Annotated in this window: 17 protein-coding genes; 12 read left to right on the top strand and 5 right to left on the bottom strand. The window is 30.1% G+C overall.

Annotated elements, in window-relative coordinates; translation table 11 throughout:
* Positions 1–86 precede the first annotated feature (86 nt).
* From OCU47_RS16430 to OCU47_RS16405, 6 genes are all read left to right on the top strand, one after another.
* Positions 87–1,226 (top strand): GGDEF domain-containing protein, encoded by a 1,140-nt coding sequence (locus tag OCU47_RS16430; protein ID WP_261829693.1) that lies wholly within the window; start codon positions 87–89, stop codon positions 1,224–1,226.
* Positions 1,227–1,473: 247 nt separating this feature from the next.
* Positions 1,474–2,160, top strand: a complete 687-nt coding sequence (locus OCU47_RS16425) for a hypothetical protein (RefSeq protein ID WP_261829692.1) — start codon at positions 1,474–1,476, stop codon at positions 2,158–2,160.
* 408 nt (positions 2,161–2,568) lie between these two features.
* Entirely contained in the window at positions 2,569–3,057 is a 489-nt protein-coding gene (locus OCU47_RS16420; RefSeq protein ID WP_261829691.1) for a GNAT family N-acetyltransferase, read from the top strand.
* A gap of 30 nt (positions 3,058–3,087) precedes the next feature.
* A complete protein-coding gene (locus tag OCU47_RS16415) occupies positions 3,088–3,939 on the top strand; it encodes a helix-turn-helix transcriptional regulator (RefSeq protein WP_261829690.1) in 852 nt (283 codons plus the stop codon).
* 53 nt (positions 3,940–3,992) lie between these two features.
* On the top strand, positions 3,993–4,265 hold the full coding sequence (locus OCU47_RS16410) for a DUF3795 domain-containing protein (RefSeq protein WP_261829689.1): 273 nt from the start codon (positions 3,993–3,995) through the stop codon (positions 4,263–4,265).
* Between the two features lie 19 nt (positions 4,266–4,284).
* On the top strand, positions 4,285–4,749 hold the full coding sequence (locus tag OCU47_RS16405) for a glyoxalase/bleomycin resistance/dioxygenase family protein (protein ID WP_261829688.1): 465 nt from the start codon (positions 4,285–4,287) through the stop codon (positions 4,747–4,749).
* Between the two features lie 275 nt (positions 4,750–5,024).
* Here the strand turns inward: OCU47_RS16405 and OCU47_RS16400 are convergent, their stop codons facing one another.
* Genes OCU47_RS16400 through OCU47_RS16390 form a run of 3 tightly spaced genes read right to left on the bottom strand, consistent with a single transcriptional unit; the run spans position 5,025 to position 6,161 of the window.
* A complete protein-coding gene (locus OCU47_RS16400; RefSeq protein WP_261829687.1) occupies positions 5,025–5,624 on the bottom strand; it encodes a manganese catalase family protein in 600 nt (199 codons plus the stop codon).
* 2 nt (positions 5,625–5,626) lie between these two features.
* The gene (locus tag OCU47_RS16395) at positions 5,627–5,914 is read right to left on the bottom strand and encodes a spore coat protein CotJB (RefSeq protein ID WP_261829686.1); all 288 of its coding nucleotides are present in this window, start codon (positions 5,912–5,914) and stop codon (positions 5,627–5,629) included.
* Complete coding sequence (locus OCU47_RS16390; protein WP_261829685.1) at positions 5,907–6,161, bottom strand: spore coat associated protein CotJA; 255 nt, start codon at positions 6,159–6,161, stop codon at positions 5,907–5,909. Before OCU47_RS16390 ends, OCU47_RS16395 begins: the two co-directional genes overlap by 8 nt.
* Before the next feature lie 187 nt (positions 6,162–6,348).
* On the opposite strand from OCU47_RS16390, the gene OCU47_RS16385 reads away from it, so the two are divergent.
* Positions 6,349–7,011, top strand: a complete 663-nt coding sequence (locus tag OCU47_RS16385; RefSeq protein ID WP_261829684.1) for a class I SAM-dependent methyltransferase — start codon at positions 6,349–6,351, stop codon at positions 7,009–7,011.
* A 26-nt stretch (positions 7,012–7,037) separates the two neighbouring features.
* A complete protein-coding gene (locus OCU47_RS16380) occupies positions 7,038–7,655 on the top strand; it encodes a lactate utilization protein (RefSeq protein WP_261829683.1) in 618 nt (205 codons plus the stop codon).
* A 110-nt stretch (positions 7,656–7,765) separates the two neighbouring features.
* Here OCU47_RS16380 and OCU47_RS16375 read toward each other — a convergent pair whose 3' ends face one another.
* Positions 7,766–8,809, bottom strand: coding sequence for a sugar phosphate isomerase/epimerase family protein (locus tag OCU47_RS16375; RefSeq protein WP_261829682.1), 1,044 nt, complete (start codon positions 8,807–8,809; stop codon positions 7,766–7,768).
* A gap of 120 nt (positions 8,810–8,929) precedes the next feature.
* Here OCU47_RS16375 and OCU47_RS16370 point away from each other — a divergent pair, with 120 nt between their 5' ends.
* A complete protein-coding gene (locus tag OCU47_RS16370; protein ID WP_261829681.1) occupies positions 8,930–9,493 on the top strand; it encodes a TetR/AcrR family transcriptional regulator in 564 nt (187 codons plus the stop codon).
* A 170-nt stretch (positions 9,494–9,663) separates the two neighbouring features.
* Here the strand turns inward: OCU47_RS16370 and OCU47_RS16365 are convergent, their stop codons facing one another.
* A complete protein-coding gene (locus tag OCU47_RS16365) occupies positions 9,664–9,924 on the bottom strand; it encodes a zinc ribbon domain-containing protein (RefSeq protein WP_261829680.1) in 261 nt (86 codons plus the stop codon).
* Positions 9,925–10,121: 197 nt separating this feature from the next.
* Between OCU47_RS16365 and OCU47_RS16360 the strand changes: the two genes are divergently transcribed.
* From OCU47_RS16360 to OCU47_RS16350, 3 genes are all read left to right on the top strand, one after another.
* A complete protein-coding gene (locus OCU47_RS16360; RefSeq protein WP_261829679.1) occupies positions 10,122–11,042 on the top strand; it encodes a DUF2268 domain-containing putative Zn-dependent protease in 921 nt (306 codons plus the stop codon).
* Complete coding sequence (locus OCU47_RS16355) at positions 11,026–11,769, top strand: MerR family transcriptional regulator (RefSeq protein ID WP_261829678.1); 744 nt, start codon at positions 11,026–11,028, stop codon at positions 11,767–11,769. The genes OCU47_RS16360 and OCU47_RS16355 overlap by 17 nt, the downstream gene beginning before the upstream one ends.
* Positions 11,770–11,881: 112 nt before the next feature.
* Positions 11,882–12,460 carry a TetR/AcrR family transcriptional regulator gene (locus OCU47_RS16350; protein WP_261829677.1) on the top strand — a complete coding sequence of 193 codons (579 nt, stop codon included), beginning with the start codon at positions 11,882–11,884 and terminating at the stop codon, positions 12,458–12,460.
* Positions 12,461–12,493 lie beyond the last annotated feature (33 nt).

Here is a 12,493-nt window from a genome sequence, read left to right as displayed (position 1 = left end):
TTTTGAATAACATGTTAAAATAGGTTAATGTACATTTTTTTAGTAAAGTAGAAAGTGTAAGATTAATTATTTGGGGTGGAGTTATATTGAATCTAGTTTTAAGAATAGATAATAATATTATTGCTATTATTGTATCTATTTTATTTCTAAAGAACATATCAAATTGTCTTGATAAGCAAGAAACAAAAAACAGAGTGTTTGTTAGCGTTTTTGCTCTAAACGCTGTTGAATTAGTGATTGAAACCTTTAGCTGCATAATAAATAGACAACCCTATATGTGGTTAATGCCTATAAGTACTATATTCCATGTTGTTTTGTATGTTTTAGGACCAATAATTACTTATGCATGGTATGTGTTTTCAAGGTTATGGATAGATAAAGATGCAGAATATAAATGGAAAGACAATATTATATTATTAATTCCTATAATTATAAATACTTGTTTAGCAATCGTTAGCCCAATCGTAAAGTTAGAATTTTATGTAGATAAATATAATGTTTATCAACGAGGGGCTTTATTTTTTATTCCAGTTATTATATCATTTTTTTATTTATTTTATAGCTTTATAATGATTTATGTTAATAGACATAAGTTAAATAGTATAGAATTTTTTCCATTGCTTCTTTTTGGAGTATTTCCATCAATAGCTAGTTTGATTCAAGCCTTGGTTTATGGTGTTTTATTGATGTGGAGCTCAATTGCATACTCACTAATAATTCTATATTTATATTTGCAACAGAAAATGATGCATATAGACTATCTAACAGGAGCATGGACACGTGATAAACTTTACAAACATTTAAATAATAGGATTAGGCAAAAAAAATCTAAGAACTTTTCTATAGTTTTTATTGATTTGAATGATTTTAAATATATAAATGATAAGTTTGGACATTGTGAGGGTGATAGAGCATTAACTGATGTGGTATCAATAATTAAAAGTATATTAAGAAGTGAAGATTCAGTCACTCGTTATGGTGGGGATGAATTTGTTTTATTTCTTAATGTAGATAATCAGCAAGAGGTAGAATCAATAGTTGGAAGAATTTCTAATTCAGTAGCTGAATATAATAAATATTCTAATGCAGAATATTTATTAAGTTTTAGTTGCGGTTATGAGCTTTATGACTTTAATAAATCGATGACTGTAGAGGAATATATTAATCATGTAGATCAATTGATGTATTGGAATAAAAACAATTTAAAAGCTAACATAACTATATAAGAAGAATTATAATCATAATGTAGAGCCTCTCACAATTTATAAATTGTGAGAGTTTTTTCATTGTTTAGGATATTACAATAAAACAAAGATGTCTAGAGGTTATAAATAATGTTGAGCGTAAGGAAAAGGTTATAAAAGTTTTAGAATTGTAATTGTAATAAAAAATAATTGTAATGTGTTTGTAGTTGACTTGATGGATAAAAGTTAATAATATTTTAAGTAGAAATTACAAAAGAGGTGGGATAAAATGATAAACTTAAAAAGAGCGCTAAAAGCAGTATTCGTTTTGGTATTTGTTATGTTAATTCATACACAGGTAGCGTCTGCTGCACCTAATTCAAGTTGGAATACAGTAAGTGTAGCAAAAGTAAATGCCAATACTGTGCAGGTTAAAGGATATTTCTATAATGCAGGGACAAGCCGATATTATGGAGTAAATAACTTTTACATTAATATTAAAGATGTCAATGGGCGTAGTTTTTATACTACAATAAGCAATACAGACTTAAATAAAGTTTCTGTAAAACCAAAGAGTAAGGTTCTATATACTTTTAATATTAAAGTTTATAATCTTCAAAGATATAATTTTAGACAATGGTTTGTTGCAGATAACTTTAAATTTAAATATGATGAGCCAATTACAGCATGGCGTACGACAAGCATAATAAAAACAAGTGCTAATAATGTACAAGTCAAAGGATATTTTTATAATACTGGAACAAGTAAATATTACGGAATAAAGAATTTCTATGTAAACATTAAGGATGCAAATGGACGTAGTTTCTACACTACAATCAATAATGCAGAACTAAGTAAGATAACCGTAGATGCAAAGCATCAAGTATCTTATACTTTCAATATTAAAGTATATAATTTAAAGAATTATGATTTAAAAAAATCGTTACTTACATGTAGATTCAATTATTCTTGGTAAAAATAAGAAAATAATAAGAATTTAGAAGTATATATTAGATACTGCAATAAAATGGCTAGTAGAGTATAGTATAAATTATTGTTTATAATTAAGTAAAAAGGGTAAGTAGCAACTTGCCCTTTAGTTATTGATTAAATTAAGAAGGAATTAGTTTATTTATCAGTTTAGCCTTAATGTCACTAGAGTGCATTTATTAAAAGCTATTCTATTATAAATTTAAGTTTATTTGTTAGATAGCGTTTGCATAGTGATTTACAAATTAAAATAGGCTTTATAACTGTTGTATAAAATATTGAAAAGATATAGCATAATTACTTAAAGTGGTTTATATTGGATTTAAGAAAGTAGATATTTACGATTTAATAGAACTATAGGTAAAAAGCAAAATGTACTTGGAGATGTGTATAAATGCAAATTGTTAATGTAAATGAAACTAATATTGAATTATTTTCAAAGATTTTAACTGACTCAGCTAAGTGGTTAGACTCAATTGGGCAATCCATGTGGAAGGCGAAGAATTTAAGCCCTGCTGAATTACTGAAAAATTATGATATTACTGAAATGAAATTATGTTACGAGGATGAAAAGTTAGTTGGTGTGTATATTTTGCAATTCTATGATCCTCTTTTTTGGAGTGAGCTTAACAAAAATGAGACGGGTATTATACATAAGTTAGCTGTATCAAGGGAATTCAGCAAGCAGGGGTATGGTAGAAAGATAATTGAATCAGCAGAATTACTATGCAGGAAACAAGGTATAAAATCCTTACGACTTAACTGTGGCACTTTTAGACCTAGACTTCGAAATTTTTATGAGAGTGTGGGATTTGAAATGGTGGATAGAGTTTTTATTGATAATAGAGATCAGATTAGATATTATAAAGAATTGACAGAGTAAATAGGTAATAAAGTATGTAGGAGAATTGCTATGTTTTTCGATGATATTTCTATAAAAGAACACTTAAAGATAGGAGAAAATCCTAATCAAATTTATATAGCACCTCATCCATTACTAAGAAAATATATTGCACATTATACAATATCATTTCCAGATAAAGATGAAATAAAGAAAGGAAGTGAGTGTATTACTGATTTAACTTTAATACCAGATTCAAGTGGATGCATTATATATACCTATGAAAATAACAAGATTTCATCAAGTATATGGGGGGCAACAACAAAAACTGTAATAGTAAAGAAGGATTTTGATTTGCCCAAGATAAGATTCTTCGTTGAGTTTATGCCAGGTGGATTAGGTGTAATCAGTGGTATTAAACAATCAGAATTGTGTGATATTCAGACGGAAGTTGGACAAGTTAGTAAAGTTTTAGAAGCTGCCTTATATCGTGCAATGGAAGTAAGTAATAATGTAGATGATTTAATTTACATGGTTGATACAATCTTTTTAAGGATTATAGAGAAAAATAAAAGTCAGCATGAAGTTATAACTTCTGCTTTAGATATAATTAAATTTACAAATGGAATATTAACTGTTAAACAATTATCTTCAGAGAACTATGTTAGTGAACGTCATCTCAATAGGTTATTTAATGAATATATTGGGGTAAGCACAAAGACGTTTTTGAGACTTGCGAGAATAAACTATTCCATGAATTTATTTAAGAAATATGACTATAAAAGCTGTTTGAATATATCTCAGGTTTTAGGTTATTTCGATCAATCACACTTCACCCATGATTTTAAGCACATATGTGGTGTTTCACCTGATGCTTTTCTTAAAAATATGTCCGATTTTTACAATGAATCTTTCAAATACTGAGGTACTATTAATATAGGATATTAAGTAATTTAAAAATACTGGGGGAGAAAGTAATGATAGAATCTAGATGTGGTATTTTATGCTCAGAATGTGAGTATAAAGAAAAAGTTAATTGTAAAGGTTGTGCAAATATAGATAAGCCTTTTTGGGGAGATAGCTGTTCTGTAAAGTCTTGCTGTGAAGGTAAAGAGTTTTCTCATTGTGGGCAATGTAGTGAGTTTCCCTGTGATTTGCTTAATGAATTTGCATATGATAAAGAACAAGGTGATGATGGCAAAAGAATAGATCAATGCAGAAAATGGGTATGCCAGTGTAATAATAAATAGAGTTTATGGGGGAAGAGTCATGGAATTTAGAGTAGCGTTATTAGCTGTTAAAGATGTTGAAGTTTCTAAAAAGTTTTATGGAGAGATTTTTGACCAAAAAGTTGTATTAGATTTGGGAGCCAATGTAACCTTTAGTGGTGGTTTTGCAATACAGCAAGGTTTTGATTGGCTTGTTGGGTTACCACCTGATTCAATAGTAGAAAAGTCACATAATATGGAACTTTATTTTGAAGTAGATGATTTTGATGCATTTATAGAAAAATTGAATGAATATAAGAATATAGAATATGTTCATGAAGTAAGAAAATTTGAATGGCAGCAACGAGGTGTTCGTATTTATGATCCAGATCATCATATTATTGAGATAGGTGAATCTATGAAGGTAATAGCAAAGCGTTATCTTGCAGAAGGCTATTCAATAGAAGAAACTGCAAAAATCATTCAACATCCAATTGAATTCGTTAAAATGTGCAGTGAAACATAATTGTCTTGATTATATTATAAGTATTTCTGACGCTCCAAGTATCATTACTTGGAGAGTTTTTTATGTAAAGGATGTTTGAGGATAGGAATAACTTTGATGGGCAAGAATTTAAGCAGTTATATTAGTAATTAAAACAAAAGGTTAATAAATATATAATTATTTATTAAGTTGTTACCATTAAAGAAATAACAGGAAACTCTTTTGATAAAGAATTTCCTGTTATTCGAAAGTGCATATTGAACACTTTTCAATATAAATTTATTTTAAAGTAAGAATTACTTCATGGAATCAGGTTTATTAATTACAATTACACGAGGTTCTTGTAGATAATCTTGTACAATTCTTAATGCTTCACCAAATCTTTGGTAATGAACAACTTCTCTTTCTCTTAAGAATTTTAGAGGCTCTATTACATCAGGATCATCAGCCATATTTATCAGATATTCATAAGTAGCTCTTGCCTTTTGTTCAGCAGCTAAGTTTTCAGTAAGATCTACTATTGGATTTCCTTTTGATTGGATATAAGAAGCAGTGAAAGGAACACCAGCAGCACTTACTGGATATATACCTCTTCCGTGATCTGAATAATATGCTTCTAAACCAGCTTTCTTTATTTCTTCAAGACTTGCATTTTTCACAAGTTGATGAACTATTGAACCTACCATTTCTAAATGAGCTAATTCCTCAGTTCCTATATCATTGCAGGTTGCAATAGCTTGAGGAGTAAGCATTGAGAATTTTTGACTAAGATATCTTAATGATGCAGCTAATTCTCCATCTGGTCCACCATATTGAGTAATGATTATTTTTGCCATGGCAGGGTTTGAATTTTTGATTTTTATTGGATATTCTAGAAACTTATCATATGTCCACATACCTAAAACTCCTCCTTCTCAAGCTTAAAATTAGCTTCATATTCCCAAGGCCAAGGTTCACTTATCCATTGCCATGGATAAGGACTCAAGGAGTCATGTTCAGATAACATTGCACAATTGGCTTCATAAGTTTCTTTAAGCTTTTTGCATTCTAATACATAGGTATTATATTTTTTTATAGCTTCTTTATCATCTGGATGAGTATTAAGATATAATGCTAGATCTTCCTTCATAAATTCAGTAGCAACTATAAGTTGTAGCATATCTTTTTTACTAAAATCTCTATTCATATATATCCCCCCTTTTACTCATTTCCATAGGTTTAGCTTTTTTATCTTCCCCTTCGTAAGGACTATAAAGTTCTGGAAAAGCGGTGCCTCTCATCAATGCTTCCATTGGAGTGAAAAGAAGGCAAAGAGTTTCGTAGGGTACATAAGCAGCAGCTAGTCTAACGTCTTTAATCACTAGCTCTTGAGGAATGCAATTATTCTTTGCATAAAAATGCTGCATTTTTTTCAAAGTTTTTATTTCGTCCACTGTAATTCTCCTTATAATATTGAATACATAATATAATATTCAAGTTATAAAAAGTGTGATAAAAAATATATAAAATTAATATACATATAAGTTAATTTAGCTTGTTTTGAAAAACTGTAATGGTATAATTTACATGTTGATAATCTTTACATATGTAATTTATTAAAAACAGTTAGGAGTGATAATTATGGTTGAATCAAAAGCTTGGGATTGGAGCAAGAACGAAGATGATTATTGGCTAGTTCCTTCAAAGGAAGCATGCTATTTGGCGGAAGCATGGAAGTCAAAACAATTTAAAAAATTTCTTGATTTAGGTTGTGGATTAGGAAGACATTCAATTTATTTCGCACAAAAAGAATTTGAAGTTAGTTCAGTAGACTTGTCTGATTATGGCATAAATCACTTGAAACAATGGTCAGAAAAGGAAAGACTAAACATTGATATGCAAGTGTGTGATATGTTAAATCTACCTTTTGAAGATAATACTTTTGATTGCATAATGGCCTACAATGTTATTTATCACACAGATACTGAGGGGTTTATTAAAGTTGTAAATGAAATAAAAAGAGTGTTAAAAAGTGGTGGAGAGTTATTTATTACTTTAATTTCTAAAAATACTTGGTCTTTTCAGCATGTTGATCAATATAAGAGGGTTGATGAAAATACCATTTTAAGAGATGAACATGAAACTGAATTAAATGTACCTCACTTTTATGTAAACATAGATGATGTAAAAAAATACTTTAAAGATTTTGAATTTGTGCAAGTACCCGTTGAAGAAACAGAATACAATATGGAAGACACAGTATATTATTCTAGGCATTTTAATGTGATTGTTAGAAAGAAGTAGTTATGTGTAAGAGAAGGGGAGATAAAGTGTATAGAGAAATTTATGAAACATTAAAGAAGAACTTCAAGCTTAGAAATATGGACGTAGAATATTTTGAAACTTTAGATGAAGCTAAACTACGTATATTAAGTATAGTACCTGTGGAGGCTTCAATTGGAATTGGACATTCAGAAACACTACAAAATATGAAAATAACAGATGCCCTTTTAGAAAGAGGCAATGTTGTGTATGATAAAGAACTTGCCCAAAACTCAGAGGAATGTAAAGCATTAAAAAAGAAGGCTCTTCTTACTGATTGGTATATTACTGGTTCAAATGCTATATCTGTAGACGGAAGAATTGTAAATGTAGATCACAGTGGGAATAGAGTAGCAGCAATAACTTTTGGACCAGACAGAGTAATAATTGTAGTAGGAAAAAATAAAATAGTTGATACAGTAGAGGAAGCTGTAAAAAGAGTTAAGAATGTTGCATGTCCACAAAATGCAAAACGAGCAGGCTATAATCCACCTTGTGTAAAATTAAATAGATGTGTAAATTGCGTATCAAAGGAAAGAGTGTGCAATAGTCTATCTATAATTGAAGGGCAAATGGATTGCAACAGAATTAAAGTGTTCATAGTAAATGAGGAATATGGGTTCTAGTGTTATGGAGAGCAATTGCTCTCAATCTTTTAAATTTAATAGATTTGCAAGAGTTCACATATAGTTTCTATGTGAACTCTTGCGATTTAATCATAATATTCCTTATAACTTTATTTATTAGCAAACTTCTTCTTCATATATTCTGCACTAACCTGGATGCTCTTAATTGGATCATTATCCACCCAATTTTTATGAGTTTCTAATACAACACCTTCGACTCCATTTTTTATAGCAATTGCTGAAAGTGTATCAAGATCGATATTTCCGTGCCCCAATTCAGTTGCATTTTCTTCTAGTATTGGTGTCATATAAGGACCTGATTTACTGCAACCACGGTCATTAATATGCCATAATTTTATTCTACTACCCAGTTGTTCCATCAAAGCTGGAACATTAGCACCACCATCTGTCATCCAGTAGCTATCAAACTCAAAGTTGACATATTCAGAATTTGTTTTTCTGGTTATAATGTCATAAGCTGTTTTTTCGGGGGTTACCTTTTGTAGTTCACAATTATGATTGTGATACAAAAGATGTATTCCTTCCTTCGAAAGAACTTTTCCAGCTTGATTCAGACGTTGGGCAAGCTTTTCCACCTCATCTAAACTGCTATAATCAAATTTGTACATACCAGTAATAACTACAGTATCTGTTCCTAGACTTTTAGCTTCATCTGCTATAGCTTTAGCATTATTCTCGATGCTTTTCAGATCACTGTGCAGACTTATGACTTTTAGTCCACTTTCTTTGATCAGCTTTGGCCAATCAAGCTTGCCACCATTTCCAATAGGCATTCCCGAGAAACTTGTCATTAGTTTTACTGCAATAGAAGACTTGTGAATCATAAAATCATTTAATTCGATAGCTTCATAACCAGCAGCTTTGATATTTAGTAATGTTTGTAAAGCATTATCGTAATTATTACACAGTGTTCCTATCATGATCTGCTGAACTGCAGTTGTAATATGCTTAGAATCATTCTTGTCATTGCTTATTATAGCATTGCTCTGCTTTGATGTTTGTTCTATTTTATGTGATTTCACAATTTTGTTAATTTGGATATTTTCTTTGATTTCATAACCTCCAATGAGTATTATCACAAGCATAATACACACAACTACTACTGTTAATATCTTTTTTATCTTTTTTTTCATTTTTACATCTCCTTTTCATTGACTTGTTTCATTACTACTTTATAATATATAATAATATCAACATATGTTTATTTTACAACCGACAGATGTTTTGAAAATGTCGAATTCAATGGAGGAGCTATGTCAGAAAAAAATAATGTTAATCAGAGAGTTATGCTAACAAAGCGCTTAATCAGTGAGGCTTTATTAGAAATGTTAAAGACACGTAATATTAATAAAATATCTATACGGGAATTATGTCAAGTTGCAGGAGTTAATCGTACTACTTTCTATAATCACTATGGAAGTCAATATGATGTATTAAATGAAATTGCTGAGGCGTACATACAAAACACCTCATTTACTATTATAAATGATCTTGCTGTAGGGAAAAATATCGATGAATGTCTCACTAAGGTTCTAGAATATATAAAAGACCATGTTGAATTTATAAAACTTGTGCTAGATCAAGATAATTATGACTTAATGAATCACATCAAAATCTCACTTCCACAGTTTGATCAGATGGTCATTAGAAATCTTCCAGAGAGTCTTGAGTTGGATAAAAAGAAGGCAATTGCTTCGTATGTTCAGTATGGAACAGTAAGGCTTCTTAAAGAATGGATTGGCTCAGATTGCTTGAAATCACCAGAAGAAGAAGCAAAATTAATTTTATATATCGCTGGAAGAACAATTGGCAATTAATACTCCCTCATACCATAAATAAACTTAAGCATAAAATTTAAGCAGATAAATTTGAAACACATATATATCCAATCTGAAAGAGTTATAACTCACTATTTTAACTATATATACATGTAAAAAAAGACTGAATAGTTTTATGATATTGCACAAAATTATCCAGTCCCTTTGTTTTAATTCTTTTTCCAGCGTTTTAAGGTTGGCATATATTCCATCATTTTAGCTCTTGCTGTTTCTGCATCTGGACAACCGGCCTCTATTTCAAATTGAATGCAGCTTTCTATCATTTCTTCCATAGTTTCATCTTTAGAAAATTCTCCATCAGGAAAGCAGTAACAACAATAGTCTTTATTTCTTGAACCATCTGAATTTTTTCCGAAAAGCCCTTCTTTTTCTAGAGGCATACCACAACTTTGACATATTTTTTGTTCCATAATCTTATCTCCTTCATAATTAATATCTTGATTTAAGATTAATATATCATTGTAAATATGACATCAGTACGTCAAATTTAAATTATAAGTACTGCAATCAAGAAGCTAGTTTTTAATTTTACAGGTATTCATCAAATAATATATTGACTCTGACGTTGCGTAATAGTGTATATTATTGTTCAAGGAGATGATTTGAAATGAATATTACACTTGTTCGTTCAGATGAAATTTATAAGAAAATGATGAATTCACCTAAGGAGAAGAGGGATGATATTTATCGTTATGAATTTATGAAACCTTTTGAATTCAAGTGGACTTGTATCAATGTGCCAATTAAAGCATCACAAAAAGGTGGATATGATGTAGTTATGGCAAGCAGTATGCTTGGATTTTTGCCACCAACAGAAGTTGATGAAACTCAAAAAGAGGTTATAGATTTAATATCAGATGATAATTTATGGAGAAGTTGCGAAAAGACTATTAAAGATTCCTTAGAACGCTTTACAAAGCTAGGATATGAATTGCCAGTAAAGGATTATAAATTTTCACTTACTCTTGCAAATCCTCAAAGCCCATATATATCTAATAGCGATGGTTACGCTGGAGATGGAGGAATTCCTGGGTATATTTTTGTGGGACTCGTTCCAAACGAGTATACTATAAGTAGGATACCAGCAGCTTTGGCACATGAGTGCAATCATAATGTTCGCTGGCAGTTTGAAAAATGGAGTATGAATGTTACATTAGCGGATATGATGATAAGTGAGGGCATTGCTGAAAATTTTGCAACATCAATGTTTGGAGAGGAAATGGTTGGCCCTTGGGTAAGTAAAACTGATATTAAAGAACTTAATGATTATATAAAGCCAATTATTAAAGAGGGATTAGATGCAACAGGATTTGAAAATATCTCAGCATATCTTTGGGGAGATGAGTTGGCAGCAGTTCAGGGGTACTTCCCAGTAGGTCTTCCTTATTGTGCAGGATATGCCTGTGGTTATTATATGATTAAGCATTATTTAAAGAAAACAGGCAAGTCAATTGAAGAAGCTACATTAACCCCTACTGCTGAAATTATGAATGAGATAGAGGATTTTTGGGATGAAGAAACAGCTTAGAACAGTAAATGAGACTGCGAAGCTCACTGGTATTACTATTAGAGCTTTGCATTATTATGATGAAATAGGCTTATTAAAACCATCAGAAATATCTGAAGCAGGGTACAGATTTTATAGCAATGAGGATATTGCACTTTTGCAGCAGATATTATTTCTAAAAGAAATAGGTTTTGAATTAAAGCAGATAAAAGAAATAATTAATAATCCGAATTTTGATGAAAAAATTGCACTAAAGCAGCACAAAGAAATACTAATCTTAAAGAAGAATCGTATAGAAAATTTGATAAAACTAGTAGATGATAAATTGGAGGGGGATGATAATTTGAGTTTTTCAGAATTTGATGAAACTGATATTATTGCTAAACAAGAAGAGTATAGAAAAGAAGTTATAGAACGTTTTGGGCATACTGAAGCATACAAGGAATATGAACAGAGAAAATCAAAGGATAAAGGAAATAATTATATTGATAAAAAAGCAGAGGATATATTCAGAAAAATTGCAGAGCATATGGATTGTCCTCCTAGCTGTGATGAAGTACAGAAGCTTATTTCACAGTGGAAAAATCATATTACAGAAAATTACTATACTTGCACTAATGAAATACTACAATGTTTAGGATTGATGTATGTGGAGGATGAACGATTTAAGAAATACTTTGATAATATAAGTGAGAATTTAGCTGGATATGTAAGTGAAGCTATAAAAATATATTGTGATAAAGGATAGCAACTATAGGGTTGCTATTTTTTTATTTTACAAATACTTGTATAACATTAGTTAAAGTAGTACAATACTTTTGAACGATGTTCAAAACATGGTTCAATAGCATGGAGGTAGTATGAATAATAGTATTGATATAAAAAGTAAACTTATAAATGTAACAAAAGAGCTTATAAAAAATAGTGATGGAGATATTAGTAAAATAACAATAAGATCAATTGCAGAAAAAGCAAATGTGGGAGTAGGCCTTGTTAATTATCACTTTCAAAATAAAGATAATTTAATTGAAATCTGTGTTCAAGAAATGATAGGTGATGTAGTAAAAGCTTTTAAACCTAATTTAGATTCTAGTGAAACTTCTGTGGATAGAATAACTGATGCAGCTAAGCAGGTAATGGATTTTCTAGTTTCTAATGAAGCAATTTCAAGAATATCTATTTTATCAGATATGAGGAATCCCAGTGAACAGGATAATTCCACAAAAACAATGCAAGGGTTCTTATCAATATTTAGTAATGACATGAATGATTTAGAAGCAAAAAAGTTATGTTTTGCATTAACATCAATTCTTCAAGTTTGTTTTTTAAGAAGAAATAGTGGTATGGAATTTATAGGATTGAATATGTTTAACAAAGAGGACAGAGATAACTTTATTGACTTTATTGTTAGAAAGTTGTTTTCATCAAGTGAATCTTAGTTGAACTTACATCGTCAATGTGTACCTCGTCTA

This window comes from Clostridium sp. TW13 (genome assembly GCF_024345225.1).
Lineage (GTDB): Bacteria > Bacillota > Clostridia > Clostridiales > Clostridiaceae > Inconstantimicrobium > Inconstantimicrobium mannanitabidum.
The sequence above is the reverse complement of the archived record's forward strand: the minus strand, read 5'-3'. Positions and strand labels throughout refer to the sequence as shown.

Bases quoted from the DNA above. Each gene is read 5' to 3' on its own strand.
- OCU47_RS16350 (WP_261829677.1), top strand. From the start codon at position 11,882: ATGAATAATAGTATTGATATAAAAAGTAAACTTATAAATGTAACAAAA.
- OCU47_RS16360 (WP_261829679.1), top strand. From the start codon at position 10,122: ATGAATATTACACTTGTTCGTTCAGATGAAATTTATAAGAAAATGATG.
- OCU47_RS16370 (WP_261829681.1), top strand. From the start codon at position 8,930: ATGTCAGAAAAAAATAATGTTAATCAGAGAGTTATGCTAACAAAGCGC.
- OCU47_RS16400 (WP_261829687.1), bottom strand. From the start codon at position 5,624: ATGTGGACATATGATAAGTTTCTAGAATATCCAATAAAAATCAAAAAT.
- OCU47_RS16365 (WP_261829680.1), bottom strand. From the start codon at position 9,924: ATGGAACAAAAAATATGTCAAAGTTGTGGTATGCCTCTAGAAAAAGAA.
- OCU47_RS16425 (WP_261829692.1), top strand. From the start codon at position 1,474: ATGATAAACTTAAAAAGAGCGCTAAAAGCAGTATTCGTTTTGGTATTT.
- OCU47_RS16375 (WP_261829682.1), bottom strand. From the start codon at position 8,809: ATGAAAAAAAAGATAAAAAAGATATTAACAGTAGTAGTTGTGTGTATT.
- OCU47_RS16410 (WP_261829689.1), top strand. From the start codon at position 3,993: ATGATAGAATCTAGATGTGGTATTTTATGCTCAGAATGTGAGTATAAA.
- OCU47_RS16415 (WP_261829690.1), top strand. From the start codon at position 3,088: ATGTTTTTCGATGATATTTCTATAAAAGAACACTTAAAGATAGGAGAA.
- OCU47_RS16355 (WP_261829678.1), top strand. From the start codon at position 11,026: ATGAAGAAACAGCTTAGAACAGTAAATGAGACTGCGAAGCTCACTGGT.
- OCU47_RS16385 (WP_261829684.1), top strand. From the start codon at position 6,349: ATGGTTGAATCAAAAGCTTGGGATTGGAGCAAGAACGAAGATGATTAT.
- OCU47_RS16395 (WP_261829686.1), bottom strand. From the start codon at position 5,914: ATGAATAGAGATTTTAGTAAAAAAGATATGCTACAACTTATAGTTGCT.
- OCU47_RS16405 (WP_261829688.1), top strand. From the start codon at position 4,285: ATGGAATTTAGAGTAGCGTTATTAGCTGTTAAAGATGTTGAAGTTTCT.
- OCU47_RS16420 (WP_261829691.1), top strand. From the start codon at position 2,569: ATGCAAATTGTTAATGTAAATGAAACTAATATTGAATTATTTTCAAAG.